The organism is Caulobacter sp. ALps2, from assembly GCF_058681635.1.
Genome location: NZ_CM178743.1, coordinates 2954952 through 2979790, shown reverse-complemented (window position 1 = coordinate 2979790; position 24839 = coordinate 2954952). Strand labels below are relative to the sequence as shown.

At 67.3% G+C, this 24839-nt stretch carries 19 protein-coding genes; 9 read left to right on the top strand and 10 right to left on the bottom strand.

Features of this window, described 5'->3' with window-relative positions; all coding sequences use genetic code 11:
* Positions 1-148: 148 nt before the first annotated feature.
* From ACW173_RS14180 to ACW173_RS14155, 6 genes are all read left to right on the top strand, one after another.
* Positions 149-1360: an NADP-dependent isocitrate dehydrogenase gene (locus ACW173_RS14180; RefSeq protein WP_184721382.1), complete on the top strand. Its 1212-nt coding sequence runs from the start codon at positions 149-151 to the stop codon at positions 1358-1360.
* 380 nt (positions 1361-1740) lie between these two features.
* Positions 1741-2319, top strand: coding sequence for a DUF2939 domain-containing protein (locus ACW173_RS14175; protein WP_492080641.1), 579 nt, complete (start codon positions 1741-1743; stop codon positions 2317-2319).
* Between the two features lie 19 nt (positions 2320-2338).
* The gene (locus tag ACW173_RS14170) at positions 2339-3262 is read left to right on the top strand and encodes an AEC family transporter (RefSeq protein WP_492085994.1); all 924 of its coding nucleotides are present in this window, start codon (positions 2339-2341) and stop codon (positions 3260-3262) included.
* Between the two features lie 108 nt (positions 3263-3370).
* The gene (locus ACW173_RS14165) at positions 3371-5452 is read left to right on the top strand and encodes a TonB-dependent siderophore receptor (protein ID WP_492080640.1); all 2082 of its coding nucleotides are present in this window, start codon (positions 3371-3373) and stop codon (positions 5450-5452) included.
* Positions 5453-5463: 11 nt separating this feature from the next.
* Entirely contained in the window at positions 5464-6765 is a 1302-nt protein-coding gene (locus tag ACW173_RS14160; RefSeq protein ID WP_492080639.1) for a PepSY-associated TM helix domain-containing protein, read from the top strand.
* Between the two features lie 55 nt (positions 6766-6820).
* Positions 6821-7198 carry a VOC family protein gene (locus ACW173_RS14155; protein WP_492080638.1) on the top strand — a complete coding sequence of 126 codons (378 nt, stop codon included), beginning with the start codon at positions 6821-6823 and terminating at the stop codon, positions 7196-7198.
* Between the two features lie 10 nt (positions 7199-7208).
* On the opposite strand, the gene ACW173_RS14150 is transcribed toward ACW173_RS14155, so the two are convergent.
* The gene (locus ACW173_RS14150; RefSeq protein WP_492080637.1) at positions 7209-7721 is read right to left on the bottom strand and encodes a hypothetical protein; all 513 of its coding nucleotides are present in this window, start codon (positions 7719-7721) and stop codon (positions 7209-7211) included.
* A gap of 121 nt (positions 7722-7842) precedes the next feature.
* On the opposite strand from ACW173_RS14150, the gene ACW173_RS14145 reads away from it, so the two are divergent.
* Positions 7843-8358 carry a cupin domain-containing protein gene (locus ACW173_RS14145; protein WP_492080636.1) on the top strand — a complete coding sequence of 172 codons (516 nt, stop codon included), beginning with the start codon at positions 7843-7845 and terminating at the stop codon, positions 8356-8358.
* A 57-nt stretch (positions 8359-8415) separates the two neighbouring features.
* Here ACW173_RS14145 and alaS read toward each other — a convergent pair whose 3' ends face one another.
* Together alaS and recA are read right to left on the bottom strand one after the other, a co-directional pair.
* Positions 8416-11064, bottom strand: a complete 2649-nt coding sequence (alaS, locus tag ACW173_RS14140; RefSeq protein ID WP_492080635.1) for an alanine--tRNA ligase — start codon at positions 11062-11064, stop codon at positions 8416-8418.
* Between the two features lie 465 nt (positions 11065-11529).
* Positions 11530-12600 carry a recombinase RecA gene (gene recA / locus ACW173_RS14135; protein WP_492080634.1) on the bottom strand — a complete coding sequence of 357 codons (1071 nt, stop codon included), beginning with the start codon at positions 12598-12600 and terminating at the stop codon, positions 11530-11532.
* A 281-nt stretch (positions 12601-12881) separates the two neighbouring features.
* Here recA and ACW173_RS14130 point away from each other — a divergent pair, with 281 nt between their 5' ends.
* The gene (locus ACW173_RS14130; RefSeq protein WP_492080633.1) at positions 12882-14486 is read left to right on the top strand and encodes a sensor domain-containing phosphodiesterase; all 1605 of its coding nucleotides are present in this window, start codon (positions 12882-12884) and stop codon (positions 14484-14486) included.
* Between the two features lie 73 nt (positions 14487-14559).
* On the opposite strand, the gene ACW173_RS14125 is transcribed toward ACW173_RS14130, so the two are convergent.
* Positions 14560-16383 carry a DUF885 domain-containing protein gene (locus tag ACW173_RS14125; protein ID WP_492080632.1) on the bottom strand — a complete coding sequence of 608 codons (1824 nt, stop codon included), beginning with the start codon at positions 16381-16383 and terminating at the stop codon, positions 14560-14562.
* A 104-nt stretch (positions 16384-16487) separates the two neighbouring features.
* Positions 16488-16865, bottom strand: a complete 378-nt coding sequence (locus ACW173_RS14120) for a nuclear transport factor 2 family protein (protein WP_492080631.1) — start codon at positions 16863-16865, stop codon at positions 16488-16490.
* Between the two features lie 64 nt (positions 16866-16929).
* Here ACW173_RS14120 and ACW173_RS14115 point away from each other — a divergent pair, with 64 nt between their 5' ends.
* On the top strand, positions 16930-17466 hold the full coding sequence (locus tag ACW173_RS14115; protein WP_492080630.1) for a GNAT family N-acetyltransferase: 537 nt from the start codon (positions 16930-16932) through the stop codon (positions 17464-17466).
* A 37-nt stretch (positions 17467-17503) separates the two neighbouring features.
* On the opposite strand, the gene ACW173_RS14110 is transcribed toward ACW173_RS14115, so the two are convergent.
* The 5 genes from ACW173_RS14110 to rlmJ all read right to left on the bottom strand — a co-directional run bounded on the left by ACW173_RS14110 (position 17504) and on the right by rlmJ (position 24832).
* Positions 17504-18289 carry a hypothetical protein gene (locus ACW173_RS14110; protein ID WP_492080629.1) on the bottom strand — a complete coding sequence of 262 codons (786 nt, stop codon included), beginning with the start codon at positions 18287-18289 and terminating at the stop codon, positions 17504-17506.
* A gap of 122 nt (positions 18290-18411) precedes the next feature.
* The gene (locus tag ACW173_RS14105; protein WP_492080628.1) at positions 18412-21423 is read right to left on the bottom strand and encodes a TonB-dependent receptor plug domain-containing protein; all 3012 of its coding nucleotides are present in this window, start codon (positions 21421-21423) and stop codon (positions 18412-18414) included.
* Positions 21424-21717: 294 nt separating this feature from the next.
* Positions 21718-22647 carry a helix-hairpin-helix domain-containing protein gene (locus ACW173_RS14100; protein ID WP_492080627.1) on the bottom strand — a complete coding sequence of 310 codons (930 nt, stop codon included), beginning with the start codon at positions 22645-22647 and terminating at the stop codon, positions 21718-21720.
* Between the two features lie 86 nt (positions 22648-22733).
* Positions 22734-24014 (bottom strand): chromate efflux transporter, encoded by a 1281-nt coding sequence (chrA, locus tag ACW173_RS14095; protein WP_492080626.1) that lies wholly within the window; start codon positions 24012-24014, stop codon positions 22734-22736.
* Positions 24011-24832 (bottom strand): 23S rRNA (adenine(2030)-N(6))-methyltransferase RlmJ, encoded by an 822-nt coding sequence (gene rlmJ, locus ACW173_RS14090; protein ID WP_492080625.1) that lies wholly within the window; start codon positions 24830-24832, stop codon positions 24011-24013. Before rlmJ ends, chrA begins: the two co-directional genes overlap by 4 nt.
* Between the last annotated feature and the right edge of the window lie 7 nt (positions 24833-24839).

Sequence of the window (24839 nt, the reverse complement as noted above, 5' to 3'; positions counted from 1 at the left end):
CGCTTGAACGCTGAACTAACTGACGAGGCCCAACCGACCGGCTTTTCCCTCGCGACGCAACAGTCTATAGCCTCCCCGTCCGCGCCGCGTGCTGGCCCTGTGCGCCAGAACGCCGCAGGCGCGCCACCGCCAGAGGAACCTCCCCGTAATGGCCAAGATTAAAGTCGCCAATCCCGTCGTCGACATGGACGGCGATGAAATGACCCGCATCATCTGGAAGCTCATCAAGGATAAGCTGATCTTCCCGTACCTGGACCTGGAACTGGACTACTATGACCTGTCGGTCGAGAACCGCGACGCCACCGACGACCAGGTGACGATCGACGCGGCCAACGCCACGAAGAAGCACGGCGTCGCCGTCAAGTGCGCCACCATCACGCCGGACGAGCAGCGCGTCGAGGAATTCAGCCTCAAGAAGATGTGGAAGTCGCCGAACGGCACGATCCGCAACATCCTGGGCGGCGTGATCTTCCGCGAACCGATCATCTGCCAGAACGTGCCGCGCCTGGTGCCGGGCTGGACCCAGCCGATCATCGTCGGCCGTCACGCCTTCGGTGACCAATATCGCGCCACCGACTTCAAGTTCCCGGGCAAGGGCACCCTGTCGATCAAGTTCGTCGGCGACGACGGCGAAGTGATCGAGCACGAAGTGTTCAAGGCTCCGGACGCTGGCGTCGCCATGGCGATGTACAATCTCGACGACTCGATCCGCGACTTCGCCCGCGCCTCGTTCGCTTACGGCCTGAACCGCGGCTATCCGGTCTACCTCTCCACGAAGAACACGATCCTCAAGGCCTATGACGGCCGCTTCAAGGATATCTTCCAGGAGATCTTCGACGCCGAATACGCCGACCAGTTCAAGGCCAAGGGCATCCACTACGAGCACCGCCTGATCGACGACATGGTCGCCTCGGCGCTGAAGTGGTCGGGCGGCTACGTCTGGGCCTGCAAGAACTACGACGGCGACGTGCAGTCGGACATCGTCGCCCAGGGCTTCGGCTCGCTGGGCCTGATGACCTCGGTGCTGATGACCCCGGACGGCAAGACGGTGGAAGCCGAAGCCGCCCACGGCACCGTGACCCGCCACTATCGCCAGCATCAGAAGGGCGAGAGCACCTCGACCAACTCGATCGCCTCGATCTTCGCCTGGACGCGGGGCCTGGCCCACCGCGCCAAGCTGGACAACAACCAGGAACTGGCCGACTTCGCCGCCACCCTGGAAAAGGTCTGCATCGACACCGTCGAGAGCGGCTACATGACCAAGGACCTGGCCCTGCTGGTCGGCGACAAGCAAGGCTGGCTGACCACCGAAGGCTTCCTCGACAAGATCGACGAGAACCTGAAGAAGGCCATGGCCTAAGACTTCAGGCTTCGGCCTGAACCGGGAGCGCCCCCAGGGAGACCTGGGGGCGTTTTTCGTTTTGGCCGCACCGCGCCCGACCTCGTCCCGCTGGACGATGGCGACGCGCGCCGCCGCGCGGCCTAAAAACAATCCATGGGCGACAATTGACATATACAACCCTGAAGGGGTCAACTGCGCTCAAGTCGTCCCTGTCGGACGCCTTCCCCGATCCGTCGTCGAGATTCCTCCCCGACCGGATCCCCTCCGCGCCGCTTCCGCCCCCTCGGAAGCGGCGCTTTTTTCTCGGCCTCCCCCAACCCAGCGCCCCTATCGCGCGAGCGGTCTTGCGGCGAACGGCGAGAACTGGTCTATCCGGCGTTAACCTTTGGGGAGGCGGCATGACCCTGCAGAAGCGGATCTGGGACCTGATCGTTCTGGCGATCTTCGTCTTCGCCGCCGCCTTCGCCACGGCGCCCTGGTTCGCATTCCGAGCGCTGAAGGCCGCCGCCCAGTACGAAGACGTGCAGGCGATCGGCGAGTTGGTCGACTTCCCGGCCGTGCGCCGCAGCCTGACCGGCCAGCTCCTGGCCGACACGCCGGCCGCTCGCCCCGAAAACCCGTCGATCTGGCGCGATCCGCTCAGTGTCTTCAAGAAAGCGATCGAGCCGCTGGCTCCGCCCGAGCCCAAGGTCGATCGTTATCTGACCGTGGCCGGGGTCTCGGCGCTGACGCGCGGATACGCCCCCGGCAAGGCCCCGCCCGCCATGTCGCGCGACGGCTCGCTCGCGGGTCAGATCAAGGACACGGTGCGCGGTCCCTATCCTGGCATCGCCTACTGGGACCCCAACCGCGTGCGCATCTCGATCAAGCGCCCGGACGGCAGCGGCAAGGTCACGATCTTCACCTTCGAACGCAGGGCGCTGTTCACCTGGAAGCTGGTGCATATCCGCCTGCCGGGCGACGAACGCCAGGGCTGACACCAGACCCGTGCTCCCTCTGGTCCTCGACGTCGTTTCACGGGTCTGGCCGTTCTTCCTGCTGGTTGGCGCCGGCCTGGCCTTAAGCCGCCTGCGCCTGCTCGACGCCAAGATGACCCAAGGCCTGTCGGCCTATGTCTACTGGGTCGGCTTCCCCGCCTTGCTGCTGTATTCGCTCTCGCGCCTGGGACGTCCGGGACATGACCTGCTGCTGGGTCTGGCGGCCTATGCCGGCGCGGGCCTGCTGGTGATGGCGACCGTCGTGACGGCCGGCCGCCTGCTGGGCTGGAGCAAGGCCGAGCGCGGCGGCGCGGGCATGGCGTCCGGCGTCGGCAACAGCGCCTTCCTGGCCCTGCCCATCACCGCCGCCGTCATGGGCGCCGAGACCGCCCGCCTGGTCGCCGGCGTCGTGGCCATCGACTTCGTGGTCATGGCCGCCACGGGCGTGGGCCTTCTGGGCTGGGCGGCGGGCCGCTCGGTCTGGCGCTCGACGGTCCAGGCGTTTCGTAATCCCGTCGTGGCCGCCGCCCTGGCCGGGGTCGCGCTGGCCCTGCTGGATCTGGCCCTGCCCGAGCCCCTGGACCGCGCCGTCGGCATGGCCGCCGCCTCGGGCAGCCCGGTAGGTCTGGTGGCCCTCGGCGCGGCCCTGGGCCTGCGCGAGACCGAGGGCCAGGCCGCGCCGTCCTGGGGTCCCGTCACCCTGGCGGCGATCGGCAAGCTGGTCGCCTTCCCGCTGCTGGCCTGGCTGGCGATCGGCCTGACCCCGGCCCCGCCCGCCTTCCGCGCCGGCGCGACCCTGCTGGCCGCCGCCCCGACGGCCGTGAACGTCTTCATCCAGACCCGCGCCTACGGTGTCTTTCCGCGTGGCGCGGCGCGCACGGTGGCCCTCACCACGGCCCTGGCGCTGGTCACCCTGGCCGTGGCCGCACTGCTGCTAAGCTAGACCATTGATCCTATAAATTGAGCGCGGACGTCCCGCGCGTGTTTGACACCTCCGCCCTTGACCGATAGATGCGCTTGCGAGTCATTATCGTTCGCATCGAGGTTGCCCATGTCTTCGTCCTTCCGCGCCCTTTCGCTGGCCGGCGCCGCGCTCGTGGGCGCGCCCTGCCTGGCCATGGCGGCCGAGACCGGCGCGGCGGCGGACAACCAGGTCGAAGGCGTGGTGATCACCGGTGCGCGCACCCGCACCTCGGCGGTGACCGGCCTGGACATGAGCCTGCGCGAAACGCCCCAGTCGGTGACGATCATCAACCAGGACCGGATCAAGGACTTCGCGCTCACCGACGTGAACCAGCTCTTGGCCCAGGTCACCGGCGTCAATGTCGAGAAGGTCGAGACCGACCGCACCTATTACAACTCGCGCGGCTTCGACATCACCAACTTCCAGGCCGACGGCATCGGCCTGCCGCTGATCTGGGGCATCCAGTTCGGCGAGCTCGACACGGTGCTGTTCGAGCGCATCGAGACCGTGCGCGGCGCCAACAGCATGATGACCGGCACGGGCAATCCGTCGGCGACCATCAACTATGTCCGCAAGCGCCCGACCAAGGACTTCCAGGCCTCGGGCGCGCTGCAATACGGCTCGTGGGACAGCTATCGCCTGGAGGCCGACGTCTCGGGACCGATCAACACGTCGGGCACGCTGTCGGGCCGGCTGATCTACGCCAACGAGGATCGCGACAGCTATCTTGACTATTACGGCGTCAACCGGAACGTCTACGGCGCCCTGCTGGCCTGGGACGCGACCTCGAACCTGACCGCCACGGTCGGCTGGTCGATGCAGGACAACCGCGCCCGCGGCAACAACTGGGGCGCCCTGCCCCTGGTCTATAGCGACGGCGCGCGTATCGACTATCCGACCTCGGCTTCGACGGCGGCCGACTGGACGCACTGGAACGTCCGTGACCAGACCGCCTTCGCCGAACTGGCCTGGAACTTCGACAACGGCTGGCAGGTCAAGACGATCGGCACGTTCAAGCGTTTCCAGGAGAACGCCAAGCTGCTGTACGCCTACGGCAATCCGGACCCGGTGACGGGCCTGGGCGTCGGGGGCATGGCCGGCGTCTATCCGTCGATCTACGAGAACTACATCCTGGACGCCTACGCCTCGGGTCCGTTCCAGCTGTTCGGCCGCCAGCATCAGCTGGTGATCGGCGGCCAGACCTCGCGCTCGCACGGCCATGAGTACGAGGACTTCTCCAACGACGTGCTCGAATATCCGTCGGTGCACGACTGGGGACGTGTCCAGGTGGCCGAGCCGACCTTCCCCGGCGCCTATCTGGCCTCCGACCAGGTCGACCGCCTGTCGCGCTTCTATGCCGCCGCGCACCTGAATCTCAGCGACAAGCTGAAGGTCGTGGCCGGCTTCAACGCTCTGAAGCTGAAGTCCAAGGGCTTCTCGTACGGGACCGACACCCCGCGCGACGAGAGCAAGGTCAGCCCCTATGCCGGCGTCGTCTACGACCTGACCCAGAACGTGTCGCTGTATGCGAACTACACCGACATCTTCAATCCGCAGTCGGAAGTCGACATCAACCATCAGACCCTGGCCGCCGCCCACGGCAAGAGCTACGAGGCCGGCTTCAAGAGCGAGTGGTTCGACAAGCGCCTGTACGTGACCGGCGCGGTCTTCACCTCGCGCCAGGGCGGCCTGGCCCAGTACGCCGGCGACTTCCCCGACACGCTGAAGAGCTACTACGAGGGCGTCGACACCAAGGCCACGGGCTACGAGCTGGAAGCCGTCGGCGCGATCAACGACCAGTGGCGGGTCAGCGTCGGCTGGACCGATCTGGAGATCAAGGACGAGGCTGGGGCCAAGGCCCGCCTGTTCACGCCGCGTAAGACGCTGAAGGCCTCCAGCACCTACACCATTCCCTCGCTGCGCAACCTGACCCTGGGCGCGCAGGTCCGCTGGCAGGACGATATCGAGGGCCAGGACATCGTCACGATCACCCAGAAGGCCTACGGCGTCCTGGACCTGATGGCTGGCGTCGACCTGACCGAGAAGGTCCGCGCGACCGTCAACGTCAAGAACGCCACCGACAAGGCCTATCTGGCCAGCCTGATGTGGAACCAGGCCTATTACGCGGCGCCGCGCGGCGTCTCCGTGCGCCTCGACTACGCTTTCTAGGATCCGAGCAGATGGACGCCCGCACCCCGCCCGCCGTCGCCAAAGAAGCCGCTCGCGAGCCGTCCAGCCTGAGCTTGCCTCGGCTGGCCGTGCGGCCACTGTTCGGCTTCTTCCACCGCTGGGTCGGGCTGTTCATGGCCGGCTTCCTGTTCATCTCGGGCGTCACGGGGGCGATCATCTCGTGGGACCATGAGCTGGACGACCTGCTCAATCCGCACCTGATGCACGCCCGCGCCGAAGGCCCCGCCAAGGCGCCGCTGGAGCTGGCCAAGCTGATCGAGGCCCGCGACCCGCGCGTCCAGGTCACCTTCGTGCCGCTGGCCCCCGAGAAAGGCGAGGCCTTCGCGTTCGGCGTCGACGCCAAGCGCGACCCGGCCACCGGCAAGCTGTTCACCCCGGGGTACAACCAGGTCTTCCTCGACCCGGCCACGGGCGACGAGCTGGGCCGGCGCAACTGGGGCGCGGCCTGGCCGATCACCAGCGAGACCTTCGTCTCGTTCCTCTATGTGCTGCACTACACCCTGCACATCCCGGCGATGTGGGGCATCGACCGTTGGGGCGTCTGGCTGATGGGCGTGATCGCCGTGCTGTGGACGATCGATTGCTTCGTCGGCTTCTACCTGACCCTGCCCGCCAAGGCCGCGACCCGGAACGGCAAGAGCTTCTGGAGCCGCTGGAAGCCGGCGTGGCGGATCAAGACCAAGGCCAGCGCCTACCGCCTCAACCTGGATATCCATCGCGCCTTCAGCCTGTGGCTGTGGGGCGTGCTGTTCACCGTCGCCTTCACGGCCTTCTCGCTGAACCTCTACACCGAGGTCTTTTATCCGGTGCTGTCCAAGGTCTCGAAGACCACGCCCGGCCCGTTCGAGCTGCGCGCGCCCGCGCCGCTGGACCAGCCGATCATCGCCAAGAAGACCTACGCCCAGGTGATCGCGACCGCCCAGGCCGAGGCCAGGAAGCGCGGCTGGACCGATCCGGTCGGCGGGGCCTTCTACGCCCCCGGCTATGGCGTCTATGGCGTCACCTTCCACCAGCCGGGCGGCGATCATGGCGCGGCCGGCGTCGGTACGCCCTACCTCTATTACGACGGCCAGACGGGCCTGCCGGCCGGCGAGCGGCTGCCCTGGGTCGGCACCGCCGCCGACATCTTCGTCCAGGCCCAGTTCCCGCTGCACTCGGGCCGGATCCTGGGCCTGCCGGGCCGTATCCTGATCTCGTTCATGGGCGTGGTCGTCGCGGCGCTCAGCGTCACCGGCGTGGTGATCTGGTGGAAGAAGCGCAAGGCGCGGGTGGCTCGCCGGGCGAAGGCCTGACTGCTGACAGATCCTGTCAGCGGCCCGGCCTAGATTGGCGTCAGGAGGAGACGCCATGATCAGCTACATCACCATCGGCGCCAGCGACCTCGATCGCGCCGGCGACTTCTATGACGCGGTCCTGGGCGCGCTGGGCAATCAGCGGCTCTGGCGGCAGGGCGACTGGATCGGCTACGGCCCCGACCAGGACCACGCCACCGTGATGATCTGCGCGCCCGAGAACGGCCTGCCCGCCAAGGCCGGCAACGGCATCATGATCGGGCTGAAGGCCGAAAGCTCGGAGCAGGTCGACGCCTTTTACGCCGCCGCCATGGCCAAGGGCGGGGCCTGCGCCGGCCCGCCCGGTCCGCGCCCGGCCTATGGCGAGGGCTACTACCTGGCCTATGTGCGCGATCCGGACGGCAACAAGCTGTCGGCGTTCCTGAAAAGCTAGGCTTGAGATCTCAACCGGGCGCCTGGCCGCTCAGCAGGTTGGAGGTCGGTAGGCCGCCGGGCTTGCCCTGGTCGCCGGCCTTCCAGCCCGTCGGGCAGGCGCCCAGGCGCTGATACCGGCGGGCCTGCACCACCTTGCCGCCGGCGGCCTGCAAGGGCTGTAGGGCGAAACGGACCGTGAAGTCGTCGACCTTCTGGCGCGTCGTCGTGACGTAGAGGCCATACCGCAGGCCGCCCGCCTCACAGCGTTTGATGTGCTCGTCGGCGGTGTCCTTGGCGACCTTGCCATAGGTCTCGCACGGCTGGCCGTTCACCCTCGGCTCGACGCGGGAGAACGAGCTGACCACCTCGGGATTGGCGCAGACCAGGACCACGCCGCTCTGGCCGCCGGAATCCTCGACCACCTCGATCCGCCACAGAGCGGGCGGGGCGAAGTGCTTTGGGACGTCAGCCTGTTGGGCTTGCTGGTCGCAGCCAGCGAGCGCCAGCATCAGGCCGGCGAACGTCAGGGTCTTTCGCGCCATGCGCCCCTCCACAGCTGAACTACATCCGTAATTCAATTGAACCGGCGAGCGTGTTGTCGTCAAGCCATGGCGGATGCGGAGGGGCCGACATAGGGTGGTCGCGCAACTAGGGAGAGCTGCGGTGAAGACACTATCTCAGGCCTTCACGATCTGCGCGACGTCATTGCTGCTCGCCGCCTCGGCAGGCGTCGCTACCGCTTCCGCGCGGACGGGTCGTGCTCAAGACGCCGCCTCATCCGGTTTCGCGAGCGGCGCGGATGTCCAGGCTCAGCTCCGCGAGATGCTCGCCGCGATGAAACCCGACCAGGGGTTCATGTGGCGCCCCTTGGTTCGCGACGGCGCCACCGTGGCGGCGATCGAAATCTGGAAGAAGCCGGGTCGTCCCGCGGTTCACCCCACTGATGCGGAATACGCCATCGTGCTGGAAGGCTCCGGCACGCTGGTCTCGGGCGGGGCCATGACCGATTCAAAGCCCAAGAATGCCAATCTGATCGAGGGCGGCCAGATCGAGGGCGGCGCGACGCGGACGCTCGGCCCGGGCGACGTCATCCTGATTCCCGCGGGCATACCGCATTGGTTCGGGATTACCGGCGACCGCCTGGTGCTGCTGGGACTCAAATTGCCCGGCGCGAAATGACATGAAAAAGGGGACGCCTTTCAGCGTCCCCCTATCTCTCAAAGGCCAGCCGCCTGATCAGCCGGCCAGCGCCGCCTTGACGGCCGCGAGGCCTTCGTTGGCCTTGCTGTCGTCGGGCGCGCCGCCCTGGGCGAAGTCGGCCTTGCCGCCCGCGCCCTGGCCGCCCATGGCGATCACGGCGGCCTTGGCGAGGTCGGCGGCGCTGAACTTGCCCGTCAGGTCGGCGGTCACGGCCACGGTGACGGCGGCCTTGCCGTCCGACGTGCCGACCAGAGCCACGACGCCGCCATTGGTCAGTTGCTTCTTGAACTCCTCGGCGACGCCGCGCAGCTCCTTGCCGCCGACGCCGTCCAGGACGCGAGCGATCAGGGCCGTGCCGTTGACGTCTTCCGGACCGGCCGCGGAGCCGCCGCCGCCGCCCAGGGCCAGCTGCTTCTTGGCGTCGGCCAGTTCCTTCTCGAGGCGCTTGCGGTCGGCGATCAGGGCGTCGACGCGGGCGCCGACTTCGGCGACAGGGGTCTTGAACTGGTCGGCCAGCGACTTGGCCACGCCCGCCTGGTCCAGCAGGAAGCGGCGGGCCGCCTCGCCGGTCAGGGCCTCGATGCGGCGCACGCCGGCGGCGACGCCCTGCTCCGAGACGATCTTGAACAGGGCGATGTCGCCGGTGCGAGCCACGTGGGTGCCGCCGCACAGCTCGACCGAATAGGACTTGGCCTCGTCGGTCAGCGACTTGCCCAGGGTCAGCACGCGGACGCTGTCGCCGTACTTCTCGCCGAACAGGGCCACGGCGCCGGCCTCGATGGCCTCCTGCGGGGCCATTTCCTTGGTCTCGGCGGGGACGTTCTGGCGGATGACCGCGTTGACCTCGGCCTCGATGCGGTCGAGCTCCTCGGCCGTCAGCGGACCGCCGTGGCTGAAGTCGAAGCGCATGCGCTCGCCGTCGACCATCTGGCCCTTCTGGGCGACGTGCGGGCCCAGCACATGGTGCAGGGCGGCGTGCACCAGGTGGGCGGCCGAGTGGTTGGAGCGCGTGGTGTGGCGGCGTTCGGCGTCGACCGACGCCACGACCTGGTCGCCGACCTTCAGATCACCCGACAGCTCGACGCGGTGGACGAATAGTTCGCCGGCCTGCTTCTGAGTGTCGATCACCTTGTTCTCGCGGCCATTGGCTTCGATCACGCCCGTGTCGCCGGCCTGGCCGCCGCTCTCGGCATAGAAGCTGGTGCGGTCCAGCAGCACCTCGACCGTCGTACCGCCCGTGGCGCTTTCCACCTCGACGCCGTCGACCAGTAGCGCCTTCACCACGCCCGTGGTCTCGGTGTTCTCATAGCCGACGAAGTCGGTGGCCCCAGCCTTTTCCTTGATCGCGAACCAGGCGGCCGCGCCGGCTTGCTGGCCCGAGCCAGCCCAGTTGGCGCGCGCCATCTGGCGCTGCTTTTCCATGGCGGCGTCGAAGGCGTCGGTGTCGACGGTCAGGCCCTTGGCGCGCACGGCGTCCTGGGTCAGGTCCAGCGGGAAGCCGTAGGTGTCGTACAGCTTGAAGGCGGTGTCGCCGTCCAGCACGCCGCCGCTGGTCAGGTTGGCGGTGGCCTCGTCCAGCAGGCCCATGCCGCGGCCCAAGGTGACGCGGAAACGCTCTTCTTCCTGACGCAGGGTCTCGACGATCGAGGCCTCGGCGCGGCGCAGCTCCGGATAGGCCTGCCCCATCTCGGCCACGAGGGTCGGGGCCAGGCGGTGCATCAGGGGCTCTTGCGCGCCCAGCAGATAGGCGTGGCGCATGGCGCGGCGCATGATCCGGCGCAGGACGTAGCCGCGGCCTTCGTTGGACGGCGTCACGCCATCGGCCAGCAGGAACGACGACGAGCGCAGGTGATCGGCGATGACGCGGTGCGACGGAGCCTGGTCGCCCTCGGCCTTGACGCCGGTCAGTTCGACCGAAGCCGCGATCAGGCTCTTGAACAGGTCGACGTCGTAGTTGTTGTGCACGCCCTGCAGCACGGCCGCGACGCGTTCCAGGCCCATGCCGGTGTCGATCGAGGGCTTGGGCAGCGAGACACGCTCGCCGCCGGCCAGCTGCTCGAACTGCATGAACACGAGGTTCCAGATCTCGATGAAGCGGTCGCCGTCCTCATCGGGGCTGCCCGGAGGGCCACCGGGAATGCCTTCGCCGTGATCGAAGAAGATTTCCGAGCAAGGACCGCAGGGGCCGGTGTCGCCCATCGACCAGAAGTTGTCGCTGGTCGGGATGCGGATGATGCGATCGTCGGAGAGGCCGGCGATCTTCTTCCACAGGTCGGCCGCTTCGTCGTCGGTGTGGTAGACCGTGACCAGCAGCTTTTCCTTCGGCAGGGCGAAGTCGCGGGTCAGCAGGGTCCAGGCGTGATGGATGGCCTGTTCCTTGAAGTAGTCGCCGAACGAGAAGTTGCCCAGCATCTCGAAGAAGGTGTGGTGGCGGGCCGTGTAGCCGACATTGTCCAGGTCGTTGTGCTTGCCGCCGGCGCGGACGCACTTCTGCGAGCTGGCCGCGCGCGGATGGGGTGGCGTCTCGGCGCCGGTGAACACATTCTTGAACGGCACCATGCCGGCATTGACGAACAGCAGGGTCGGATCGTTCTGCGGCACCAGCGGCGCCGACGGCGTCACCGCGTGATCGGCCTTGCCGAAGTAGTCGAGGAAGGTGCTGCGGATCTCGTTCAAGCTGGGCATGAGCGTCTCAAGTCTTAAGCGTCCGGCGAGCGGCCGGGAGTCGCGCGCTGCATAGCGCGGTTTTTGGCGAAGGGGAAACCGATCCACAGATGGGAGCCCAGGTTGGAGCGGAAAAGGGCGGGTTCGGAGGCTGGGTTCTGCTCAACCAGCCCTCCAGCCGTCATCCCGCGACTTGCTCGCGGGACCCATGGGTCAGCTTCCACGTAAGAGACCAACTCCGCACCGCCCCGCGGCGGACAGATGGGTCCCGCGCATGAAGCGCGGGATGACGAGGTTTGTTTGAGCCGCCCTGCTCTTCCCCTCCGGCGCTTCGCGCCATCTCCCCTTTTCGGGGAGGATCAAAGAAGAGGCCGCCTGGCATGGGGTCCAGGCGGCCTGCAATCGCGGCCCTCGCGGCGGTCCGGCCGCGAGCGTGTTGAAGGCGGGGACGCCCGGGGTCGGGCGAGGGCCGCGAAACCTTGAGGCCTATTCCTCGTCGCCCTCTTCCGGGCCGCCGACCAGGAGCTCTTCCTCGATCTTCTGCGACGACTTACGGACGGCGGCCTCGATGGAAGCGGCGATGTCGGGGTTGGTCTTCAGGAACTCGCGGACATTGTCGCGGCCCTGGCCGATGCGCTGGCTGCCGTACGAGAACCACGAGCCGGCCTTGTCGATGATCCCGGCCTTGACGCCCAGGTCGATGACTTCGCCCAGCTTGGAGATGCCTTCCCCGTACATGATGTCGAACTCGACCTCGCGGAACGGCGGGGCCACCTTGTTCTTGACCACCTTGACGCGGACGTTGTTGCCGATGATCTCGTCACGGACCTTCACCGAACCCGTGCGACGGATGTCCAGACGCACCGAGGCGTAGAACTTCAGCGCGTTGCCGCCCGTGGTCGTCTCCGGGCTGCCGTACATCACCCCGATCTTGTGACGGATCTGGTTGATGAAGATGACGATGGTGTTGGCCTTGTTGATCGAGGCGGTCAGCTTGCGCAGCGCCTGGCTCATCAGACGGGCTTGCAGGCCCGGCAGGCTGTCGCCCATCTCGCCTTCGATTTCGGCCTTCGGCGTCAGGGCCGCCACGGAGTCGATCACGACGATGTCCACGGCGCCCGAGCGCACGAGGGTGTCGGTGATCTCCAGGGCCTGCTCGCCGTTGTCGGGCTGGGCCACCAGCAGGTTGTCGAGATTGACGCCCAGCTTGAAGGCGTAGGACGGATCCAGCGCGTGCTCGGCGTCGACGAAGGCGGCGGTGCCGCCGGCCTTCTGGACCTCGGCCACCACATGCAGGGCCAGGGTCGTCTTACCCGAGCTTTCCGGACCATAGACCTCGATGATGCGTCCCTTGGGCAGGCCGCCGATGCCCAGGGCGATGTCGAGACCCAGCGAGCCGGTGGAGACGGATTCCATCTCGACCTTGCCCTTCTCGCCCAGCTTCATGACCGAGCCCTTGCCGAATGCCCGGTCGATCTGGGTGAGCGCCGCTTCCAGAGCGCGCTGCTTGTCGCCTTCTTCCTTGCCCACGAGTTTCAATGCCGCCTGACTTGTCATGTTGATCCGCCCTCTATCCCATGATTCCGGCCGCCAGATCGGCGCTTCCCGCGCCGTGCTCCAACGACCTGTGGAACATGACTAAGGCGTACATGCTTTGTTCCAGGTTCGCAAGATGTTCTCACGTCAAGAAACGACCGTTTCTGTCGTAGGTCATAATGCCGCACCCCATCGGACCGGATAAAACATCGCCCGCCCCTGGCCGAAACCGCTCTTTAAGTCCCGTCATGCCAGCTTGGCCACCTGTTTTGGGGGCCCGGTTCTCTGGGGGGACTGCCGACTTGTCCATCGATCCGCGTCGCCTTCTGGGCCTGGCGTTCGCCAGCGCCGATCTTCTCGTCGAGCTGCAGAGCGGACGCGTGCGCCTGGCGTTGGGCGCCGCGCAGAAGGTCATGGGTAAAAGCGAGGCCGGCTTGATGGGCCAGGCCTGGTCCGACCTGTTCCACGCCGACGACCGTCCGCTGATGGAGGCCATGATCAGCTGCGCCGACGACGGCATCCGCCGCGGCCCTGTCGTACTGCGCCTGGCCGGGCCTGAGGAGCTCTGCGTCCGGGTCATCCTGCGCGCCCTGCCGGAGAACGAAGGCCGCATCTCCTGCTCGGTCACCGCCGCCCAGTCGGCCGGCCCTCCCCTCACCGCCGACAGCCTGCAGCCGCGCGAGTCGTTCGACGATATCGCCCAGGGCCTGTTCGAGGCCGCCCGCGTCACCGGCCTCGAGCTGGAACTGGCCATGGTCGAGTTCGCCGGCCTCGGCGCCATGCGCGAGGGCCTGACGCCCAGCGAGGCCCAGGCCCTGGACGTCCGCGTCGCCAGCGCCGTCCGCGCCGAGTCGCACGGCGGCTCGGCCGCCACCCGCCTGTCGCCCGACCGTTTCGCTCTTCTGCGCCAGCGCGACGACCGGCCCGAGAACATGGTCAAGCGCCTGACCCGCATGGTCAGCGCCGAGGCCAGCGCCCACGTCGTGCCGGTGGAAGCCGGCGGCGGCGCCCGCGCCATGCGGGCCCTGCGCTACGCTCTCGACGACTTCCTGCGCGAGGGCCTGAAGGACATGCCGCCGATGACCCTGTCGGAGGCGATGAACCGCTCGGTCAAGCGCACCCTGGCCCGCGCCGGCGCCCTGGGCGTGGCGGTCAGCCAGCGCCGCTTCACCCTGGCCTACCAGCCGGTGGTGTCGCTGGCGACGGGCCTGGCCCATCACCACGAGGCCCTTGTCCGTTTCGAGGATGGCGGCAGTCCGTTCGCCCTGATCCGGATGGCCGAGGAATTCGACCTGATCGAGGAGCTGGACCACGCGATCGTGGAGATGGCGGTCAAGAAACTGGCCAACGAACAGGAGCGCAAGCTGCGCCTGGCGGTGAACGTCTCGGGCCGCACGATCGGCAACGACGCCTTCGTCGACCATGTCGGCCGGCTGCTGGCCAAGCACGACGAGGCCAAGGGTCGGCTGATCTTCGAGATCACCGAGACCTGCGCCATCGACAACCTGACCACCGCCAACCAGCACATCCAGAGCCTGCGCGGCATGGGCTCGCTGGTGTGTCTGGACGACTTCGGCGCGGGCTCGTCCTCGTTCGCCTATCTGCAGCAGCTGTCGCTGGATATCGTGAAGATCGACGGCCGCTACGTCCGCGAGTTGGCCGACAACGGTCGCGACGGGGCGCTGGTGCGCCGGCTGGTCGAGCTGTGCAAGGACCTGAAGATCCGCACGGTGGCCGAGATGGTCGAAACCGTCGAGGTCGAGGAGATCGTCCGCGCCGCGGGCGTCGACTTCGCCCAGGGCTGGCTGTACGGCAAGCCGGCCGACAGGCCCGCCCCGGCCCTGCGCCCCAGCGCGCCGACCAAGGCCGTGGCGCGCCGCGCGGGCGCTTCGGACAGCTGGGGATAGGCCTCACGCGTCTCGGTGAAATACACCGTCATCCCGCGACCTGTTCGCGGGATGACGGTGGCTTTATGGACGACTAGGCCTTGCCGCCCTTGCTGACGATGTAGTCGTCGATCACGCGCTCCAGGGTGGTCAGCGGGGTCATGCCCGAGAGCAGACCCGCGTCGTGGAACTCGCGGATGTCGAACTTCTTGCCGAGCGCCTTCTTGGCCTTTTCGCGGACGCGCAGCCAGACGATCTTGCCGATCATGTAGCTGCAGGCCTGGCCCGGCCACACGACGTAGCGTTCGATCTCGGTGATCGAGCCGCTTTCCTCGTCGCCCATGGTCTCGGCCATGTACTTCACGGCCTGCTCGCGGCTCCACTTCTTGTGGTGCATGCCGGTGTCGACCACCAGGCGCACGGCGCGGAACAGGGCGTCGTGCAGCATGCCAATGTGGCCGCGCGGGTCGGTCTTGTAGATGCCCATCTCGACGGCCAGTTGCTCGGAATAGAGCGCCCAGCCCTCGGTGTAGCCAGAGAAGCCGATGATCTTGCGGATCATGGGCAGGCCCTTGGCCTCGTTCGAGATCGACAGCTGCAGGTGGTGGCCCGGGACCCCCTCGTGCACCGTCAAGGTGGTCAGGGTGTACTTGGCCTGCTCCTTGGTGTCGCGCAGGTTGATCCAGTAGATGCCCGGGCGCTTACCATCCAGCGAAGGCGAGTTGTAGTAGCCCCCCGGCGCGCCGGCCTCGATGGCCTTGGGCACGCGGCGGATTTCAAGCGGAGCCTTCGGTAGCGCGCCGAAATAGGCCGGAAGCTGCTTCTGGATCCAGGCCGCCTTGACGTTCAGGTCCTTGATCAGCTGTTCCTTGGCCGCGTCGGTGTTCTCGTAGATGTCCTTGCCCAGCTCGGCCATGCGCTCGCCGACCGTGCCCTTGGTCATGCCGATGCTCTTGAAGATCTTGTCGGCCTCGGCGTTGATCGACTTGACCAGATCCAGGCCCAGCTGGTGGATCTCTTCGGGCTTCAGGTCCGAGGTCGTGTAGTTCTTCAGCGAGGTGGCGTAGTAGTCGCCGCCGTCCTTCAGGCGCCAGCAGCCAGCGTCGTGCACGGCCTTGCCGCGGACGCTTTCCATCAAGGCGATCTGGCGCTTCAGCGCCGGCAGGACGGAGCCTTCATAGATCTTCGAGGCCTCCCCGGCCCAGTCGCCGGCGATGTTCTTTTCCTTGGTGCGGCGGGCGATCGACTTGACCAGCGGCGCGTCGGGCGTCGGGGTGTCGGCGAAGGCCTTCATCTGGACCAGGGTCTTGTCGATGATGAAGTCGGGCGGGATCACGCCGTCGGCCATGTCCTGCTTGGCGATGGCGGTTTCCTGATCCATCAGGCGAGCGAAGCCCTCCATCCGCGACAGGTAGGCGTCGGCGTCGGCCTTGGTCTCGATGCCGTGCTGGGTGTCCAGGAAGTCCGGCATCTGCTGGTAGCTGCCGGTCAGCTGGCTCAGCACATAGGGCGCGCCCGAACCGCCGCCGCCATACGTGAACTTCTTGTTGCCCTCGTCCTGGACGGCCAGCACGAACTCGACGGTGTCGTAATTGGCCGCGTCCATGCCCTTCAGGGCGCGGCGGTCGATGGCGCGCAGGGCGGCCAGCTGCTGGGCGGTCTGGGCCTTGCCGGCCTCGATGGCGGCGAACGAGCGGTCGGTCAGCAGGTCCTTGGTCCAGGCCAGGTCGCCGCTGTCGAGGCCAAGGCCGGTCGCCGTCTCGGGCGATTGGCGCAACTGCTTGGCCATGATGTCGTCGAACAGGGCGTTCAGCTTGGCGACTTCACCCTCGCGGGCCAGGGCCAGGGTCGGCGAACCGCCCGTGGCGGCGAAACCCGCGGCGGCGGTGGCGAACATCATATGGCGACGATTGAGCAAGGCTTTCCCTCCCAGGAGCCGAATTGGAGGCGAAGGGTTAAGCCCCCTGCCCGAGTTTGGCGAAATTAATTCCGAGTCATGCGCCGAAATCCAGCGATGATTGGCTAGGCAAGCGTCACGAACAGCTCGTTCTCGATCACCCACTGGCCGGTGACCTTCTTCCAGGTGGCCAGGTAGGTCCCCGACTGCTCGGCCGCGTCCTTCGACAAGCCGACCCAGCGGCCGCGCTCGGCGGCGCGATTGCCATCGGCGTCCAGGTCGATCCGCTCGGTCGTGCGGACATAGGCGATGAAATCTCGGTCGGCGAACTGGCTGGCGAAGGCGGCCAGCACGTCCTCGACGCCCAGCAGCAGCGAGCCGTCGCCGGCGATTAGGGTCATGCGCGGGTCGAAGAACGGCCGCAGGCGCGCGGCGTCCTTGGCGGCGATGAGCTTGTTGGTCAGCTTGCGGCGGGCGGCGATGGCGTCGGTCGGCGTGGTCATGGTCTTCTCCCGTCGGCCAGCCGGTGTAGCTTGCGACGCGCCCGCTTCGCAAACTCGAGTCGTCATGCCCGTCCCGACTTCAAATGTCCCGACCCTGACCACCGCCCGCTTGACTCTCAGCGCGCCGCGGCGGTCGGACTTCGAGGACAGCAAGGCCATGTGGGCCGACCCGGTGGTCGTCCGCCACGTCGGCGGCCGCGCCTTCACCGAGGAGGAAAGCTGGACCCGCTTGATGCGTGCTCGCGGCCTGTGGGAAGTGCTGGGCTTCGGATACTGGGCCGTGCGTGAGACCTCGACCGGTCGTTATGTCGGCGAGGTCGGTTTCGCGGACCTGCGCCGCGACCTCACGCCCAGCCTCTACGACCTGCCCGAGATGGGTTGGGTTCTGGCGGCCTGGGCCCACGGCCACGGCTTCGGGACCGAGGCGGTCCGGGCTGGCCTGGCCTGGATCGACGAAACCCTGGCCCCTCCAGTCGTGCCTTGCATCATCGACGCCGACAACGCCGCCTCGCTGGCCCTGGCTGCCAAGGTGGGGTTCAGGATCACGACGCACGCCACCTACAAGGGTTCTCCAATCGTGGTGATGGAGCGGCGTCGTTAAGCGCGGGAAATCCTCCCCGGCGGGGGGAGGATCTTGATCATGCGTACCCCAGCAGCGCCCGCAGCCCCGGCGCGTGGAAGTCCACCACCCGCTTGTGGAGCTCGGACAGCACCTTGGGCACCTCGGCCGTGACTTGCAGGTTCTCGCGGGCGGTGCGGCTTTCGCGCGGGTCGGCGCCGGCTTCGACACGGTCGCGCCAGTCGGCGGGCAGGTCCAGGCCGCAGTCGGCCAGCAGCTGGCGGAAGAAGGCCTCGGCCCGCTTGGAGCCCAGATCCTTGAGGTTGGCGATGATGTCCTCGTAGCGGACGATCACGGCGCTGGAGCCCATCCAGGCCACGGCGTTCATGCTGAAGATATCGCGCAGGTCCGGCACGCGGCCATGCGCGCCCAGGATCATCATCATGATGACGTCCTCGACCGCCGCGCCCCCGTCCTTGATGTGGTTCAGGTTCCCCTGGAACTCGTCGGACAGGTAGAAGCGCGTCCGCGCCAGCACCCAGTCATAGGGGTCGCGGACCAGCACGATGTGGCGCACGTCGCGCAGGGCCACGGCGGACTCGTCCGAGAACAGCATGTGGCCCCAGCTGATCATCGGCGCCTTGGGATCGAAGGCGTCGCGGCTGCGCCCCAGCAGGGCGTGCTGGATGTACTCGCGCGGCCAGTGCTGCTCGGGCGCGACGAACATCCGCAGGATGTTGCGGATCAGGTGCGTGCCGGCCTTGGGCACGCTGTTGAGGAAGACCGGCTGGTTCAGCCGCGCGCGCTCGAAGCGCTGGCCGGTCTCGTCGAGATTGTCGGGCTTGCCCCGGATGATGGCGTTCACGACGGAGATTTTCCCGCGACTCGAAAAAGGAAAAGGCGGCGGATCGCTCCGCCGCCTTGAAGGGTAGACCGACGCGACGGGGCGCGAAACGCCTCTCGGCGATCGCGCCCCGCGTCAGACGTTTAGAACTTCGCTTGGAAGCTCACGAACATGCGACGGCCGATGTAGTCGTACTGCGAGGCCAGCACCGAGCGGCCGACCATGTTGTAGTTGCCCTGAGCCATGGTGACCTGGGGCGGTTCTTCGTTGAACACGTTAGCCACGCCGGCCAGCAGGGTGAAGTCCTCGAACTTCTTCTGCAGGGACAGGCTGTGGTAGGCCGTGAACTCGGTGTGGATCTTGTAGAACGTCGTCCCGGCCGCGTTGCTGTCGGCATAGTCCTCGGCGTCCGAAGCCTTGCCGATCATGTCCACGCCCCAGTACGCGGTCCAGTCGCCCTTGCTGAAGCGGAAGTTCAGCTGGCCGGTCCAGTCCGGATCGCCCACGAAGCCGTTGCTGTCGACAACGGTGTCGGCGAACAGGGCCGTGGTGTCCTTGAACTGCCAGGTCGACTGCAGCTCGACGTCCATGCGGACATCCCAGGGCAGCTCCTGGCCGTAGTTCACGGTCAGGTCCAGACCCTTGTTCACCTGCTTGGCGATGTTCAGGTAATTGTCGGTCACCGTGGTGATCAGGTTCGACGGGCCGCGCGCGAACAGCGAGCACAACGGGTCGGTCGGGAAGCTCAGCGAGCGGTAGCAGCCGTTGACGATCCGGGCCGCGCCCAGCTGGGTGATCTCGTCATTCACCTGGATGTCGAAGTAGTCGACGGCCACCTTCAGGTCGGCGAACTTCGGCGTCCAGATCACGCCGTAGGTCGTGGCCTTCGAGGTTTCGGCTTCCAGCGCGCCAACGCCGCCGCCCGAGGTGATGGTCGCCGAAGCGCCAGCGCCCGTATACGTACCGGGAATGCCGGCGGCGCGGCAGTTGTCGGCCACGCGCTGCGACAGCGTGCCGGCCGCCAGGTTCGCCTGCCAGCGGATGCAGGGGTCGACCGAACGCTGCGACAGGAACGAGGTCTCGGCGTTCTTGTACAACTCGAACAGCGCCGGAGCGCGGAACGAAGTGCCGCGGGTGGCGCGCAGGCGAACCGACGGGATGATCTGCCAGTTCAGGCCGATCTTGTAGGTCTCGTCGCTGCCGTAGCTGTCGACGTCGGTGTAGCGGCCCGACAGCGACAGATCCAGGGACTGGGCGAACGGCACGTTCTTGAGCAGCGGGACGCTCAGTTCGCCATAGATTTCCTTGGTCGTGTCCTTGCCGGCGGTGATCCCCGCGGTCGACGAGCCCCAGATGTTGCCAGCCTGAGTGATGGGACCGGGGGTGTCATTGATCTCGTCGCGGCGGTAGGCCACGCCGAAGGCGGCGCCGACCGTGCCGGCCGGCAGCTTGAACAGGTCGCCCGAGACCGAGCCCTCGACCGCGAGTTGCTTGTAAAGGGTCTTGCCGGTTTCGGTGTCAAACAGGAAGGCCTGCTCTTCGGGCGTGTATTTGCCGGCCAGGAAGTCGGCCGACATCCAGTTCACGTCGACGCAGCTGCGGTTGCTGATCGGGGTCTTGTAGCCGACGCACGAGGCGGTCGGGCGCGGGATCGAGTTGGCCTTGCCCAGGCCGAACGAACCGAAGTCGCTGCGGCCGTCGGCGCTGTTGACGGCGTCGGCCAGGATCACGTCCTGCGAGTACAGGCCCTTGTTATGGCTGTACTGGGCGAAGACGTCCCAGTCCCAGCCCTTCAGGAAGTTGGCGCCGAAGTCGCCGCGCAGGCCGCCGACATAGCGCTGATAGTCCACCTTCTGGCCGGCGCGGGCCAACGGCGTGACCGGCGTCGGGCTGAGGACGAAGTCACCGGTGAAGCCGGCGCTGAAGGGGTCGCCGAGATCTTCCGTATACAGGTAGGTCCAGAACTGGCGATAGCCGTTGGTCTTGGTGGCGCGGCGGTTCAGCAGCACCTCGGCGTAGGCCTCGACATTGTCGGTGACGTCGAACGAGGCCTGGGCGAAGACCGTGTTGCGCTCGGTGCGCGGCGTCAGCGAGCTGGCCAGATTGTAGGGGCTGTTATAGTCTAGCACGCCCATGTCGGGGTTGGCTGGATCGTTGCTGTCGCCGACCACGAACCAGTTCGCCGGCAGGCCCGGATAGCTGGCCGCGTTACCCGCCGGATACTGCGGAATGAACTGGCCCAGGTTGTTGCCGTAGTTGTACTGCAGCTTGCCGTTCGGCGCGTCGAAGTCCGGGAAGGTATACAGCCAGACCTGATCATACAGCAGATCGCGGCACTGGGTCTGGCCCGTGCGCGGGTCGATCGTGTCCTTACGCTTGCCGTTGGCGTCGAAGATGTACTGCTGGCCGCAGTTGGTGTAGCCGCGCTGGCCGTTCGATTGCTCGGCCTTCTTGGCGTAGTCGTAGGTGATGTTGAAGAAGCCGCGCGAGAAGGTCTTGCCGTAGCCGACGCTGGTGCGGAATTCCTGGCCGCCGTGCTTTTGCGGCTGGCTGGCGAAGGCGTCGACCGTGAAGCCGTCCTGGCCGCGCTTGGTGATGATGTTGACGACCCCGGCCACGGCGTCCGAGCCATAGACCGACGAGGCGCCGTCCTTCAGGATTTCGACGCGGTCGATGGCGGCCACCGGCAGGACGTTCAGGTCGAACGCCGAGACGCCGCCGCGCACGCCGGCCGGACCGGCGCGACGGCCGTTCAGCAGCACCAGGGTGCGGTTGGCGCCGAGGCCGCGCAGCGAGACGGTTTCCGAACCCGGGCCGCCGTCGGTGACGAAGGCGCTGGAGACGGCGGCCGTGATCTGCGGCGAGCCCGACGCGATCGTCGACGACTGCAGCAGCTGAGCGGTGTTGCCGATCCCCTTCAGGCGGCCCTGGTCGGCCGTGATGACCTGGACGGGATCCGGGCTGTTGAATTCGTTGCGCTTGATGCGCGAACCGGTGACGACGACGGCCTCGACCTCGGAGGCGTCCGAAGCCTTGGCGGCCTCTTCGGTGGTCTGCAGCGGAGCGGCCGTTTGGGCCATGGCGGGCAGCGCGACGCTGGCCGCCAACCCGGCGATGATCGTCGAGGCCAGAAGATGTCTACGTTGGGTGAGCATTGGAGGATTTTCGCCCTTGATTGCGGAACTCGCGGCACGCCCCCCACCAAGCCCCCTTGGCGCGACGAAACACCGCTCGGCCCAACCAAGCCCCTTCGTCAAATCCGCGCAATCTCACCGTCGCCGAATTGTCGCAATTTGGGCGAACTGTGGCATAGCGCACGCACTTCCGGCGCCAGACCGGGCATTTCGACGCTTTTTGAAAGCCTTACGCGCACGGAAAGTGTCGCCATTTCCGGCAAGAAAAAGGCCGCCGACGATTCGGCGGCCTTTCGAAACCAGGATCTCGAGATTTCAGATCTCGGCGGGAAGCAACCGCTTGGCCTGGGCGATCCAGGCGTCGCGTTCGGCGCGGCCCTTAAGGTTCAGGAGCGAGTCGTAGGAGGCCAGCTCGTCGGGCGTCCAGGCGGCGATCTGGCTGAACGACGTGACCCCAAGCTCGGCCAGCGAGGCGGCTAGCTTGGGACCGACCCCGACCAGGCGGGTCAGGTCGTCGACCGCGGCTTCGGCGGTCTCGGCGGCCTTCTCGATCACCGGGGCGACAGTTTCGGCGACCTCGACCGGAGCCTCGGCGACAGCCTCGACGGCTTCGGCGACCAAGGGTTCGATGGCTTCGACCGGTTCGACCACCGTCTCCGCGAGGTCTTCGTTGGCGGCGACGACAGTCTCGATCACCGGCTCGGCGGCGGCCTCGACGATCTCCTGGATGGCTTCGACCGGTTCGACCACCGTCTCCGCGAGGTCTTCGTTGGCGGCGACGACAGTCTCGATCACCGGCTCGGCGGCGGCCTCGACGATCTCCTGGATGGCTTCGACCGGTTCGACCACCGTCTCCGCGAGGTCTTCGTTGGCGGCGACGACAGTCTCGATCACCGGCTCGGCGGCGGCCTCGACGATCTCCTGGGCGGCGTCGAGAACCGTCTCGGTTGCCTCGGCGACCAAGGAGACGGCCTCGATGACGGGTTCCGCGGCGGGGGTGGCTTCCAGAACGGCCACGCTCTCGACCGGCGGCGCGACAGGCTCGGGCGCCAGGGCCATCAGGGCTTCGAGGTTAACGGCCTCGCGCCAGCGATTGGCCCACCACCAGTAGGACGCGCCAGCCATGGCCGCGCCGCCAAACATCAACCACAGCGGCGAGGCCGCCCCGACCGCCAAGCGCGGCGCGGTCTCGGGCTCGACCTTGTCGGCTTGGAATTCAGGAAGGAAAGAGAAGATCGAAACCATGGGGAGGTGCTCCAGCGCCGGCGATCTATTGCGCTGCAACATAACACGGAAACCACGTTCGCAACCGCAAAAATGCTGACCTTAGGTCAACTGAATCCCATAACCTTTAGAAGGACCCCCGCGCCCACCAGCACCGCGATCATGGCCAGCATCGGCAGGCGGGTGGCGAAGGCCAGCATCAGGGCCAGCACCGTCAGGCCCACCGCCGCGTAGTCCATGCTGCCTAGGTCCGGCAGCATGACCTTCGCCAGCCCCGCGACCTCCATGGTCTGGCCGCTACGGAAGAACAGGTGAATGGCGAACCACAAAGCCAGCTGGCCGATCACCCCGACCGAAGCGGCCGAGATCAGGGCCAGGGCGCGCGAGGGCTTGGGATCGCGGCCCCAGCGCTCGAACAATGGTCCGCCGGCGAAGATCCACAGGAACGATGGGGCGAAAGTCGTCCAGGCCGCCATCAGCCCTCCCAGCAGGCCCAGCGTCCAGGCCCACTCGACCGGCGCGGTCTGGAAGGCGCCAACGAAACCGACGAACACGAAGACCAGGATCAACGGTCCCGGCGTGGTCTCGGCCAGACCAAGTCCGTCCAGCATCTGCGGGGCCGACAGCCAGCCGAACGCCGCCGCGGCTTGGCCGAGATAGGCCAGGGCCGCATAGGCGCCGCCGAAGCTGATCGCGGCAAGGCCGCCGAACGACAGCCCCATCCAGGCCAGGGTCGAGCCCGGCGCGACGATCCAGGCCAGGGCGATCGGCGCCAGCCACAACGCCAGGCACGTCAGGGCGACCCTCCCCTGCCCTTTCGGCGACTTGCCAGCAGGGACCGGCCGGCCCGCGTCCTTGGCCGTCGCCCAGCCCAGAACGCCGGCGGCCAGGATCACCAGCGGGAACGGCACGGTGGTGAACGAGAGCGCTACGAAAGCCGCGCCGCAAACGAAGGCGGCCAGCCGATCCTTGATCGCGCGCTCGCCGATCTTCAGCAAGGCCCGCAGCACCAGCGCGACCACCGCCGCCTTGAGGCCCAGCAGCACCGGCCCGGCCCAGTCCGAGCGGCCGTGCGCGAGATATAAGGCCGACAGCCCCAGCATCACGACCAGGCCCGGCAGCACGAACAACAGGCCCGCCGCGACGCCGCCGCGGACGCCGTGCAGCCGCCAGCCCAGCCAGGTGGCCAGTTGCTGGGCCTCGGGACCAGGCAGCAGCATGCAGAAGCTCAAGGCCCGCGCGAACTCGTCGTCATCGATCCAGTCGCGCTGCTCAACCACCTCTTTATGCAACAGGGCGATCTGGCCGGCGGGACCGCCAAAGCCCAGCAGGCCGATCTTCAGCCAGACCGGCAATGCCTGGGCGAGCGTCGGCGGGCTCCTGGTCACGTGCGCCAGACGCGCGAGCGGCCGCCCTTGTCGCCCAGGTGCGCGGCGATCCAGTCGCCGGCCCGCGCCGCCGCCTCGTCGACCGAGGCCGGCGCACCAACCATCACCATCGCGCAGCCATTCATCTTCATGGGATCCGTCAGGGGCCGGAGGCGGAGCTCGGCCACTAGCAGGTCGCCCGTGACGCTTTCCATCGCGCGCAGGAAGGCGTCGAAGGTCTCCAGATCCTTGAGCGGCAGCCAGATCGCGAAGGTCGCGTCGGGCGCGCGAGCCAGGGTGGCGCCCGTGGTCGCGACGATCTGCTTGTAGTCGTCAGGCCGCTCGAACGGCGGATCGATGACCACGAACGCGCGGCCGCCCTTCCCCGCCTGCCGCACGGCGGTGGCGTAGCCGTCAGCCTCCAAGGCCTGGACATTGGCATAGGGGGCCAGGGTCTCGCGCAGCAGTTGGGCGTCGTCGGGCCGCAGCTCGCAGCCGGCATAACGATCGGCCTTGCGCAGCCCCTTGGCCAGCAGCAGCGGCGAGCCCGGATAGAGTTCGCCTTCGCGCCCTCCGTTCATGTCGGCCACCGCTTTCAGCAGCGGACCGAACACCGCCGGCGCATCGGTCGCGGCCTTGAGGCGGAAGATCCCCGCCTGGGCCTCGCCCGAGCGACGCGCCATCTCGCCGGACAGATCGTACCCGCCCGCGCCCGCATGGGTGTCGATCACCGACACGGCGGCGCTCTCGCCCTGCAGGGCCGACAGCATGGCCAACAGGATCGCGTGCTTGTGCAGGTCGGCGAAGTTGCCGGCGTGGAAGGCGTGACGGTAATTCATTCTGCGT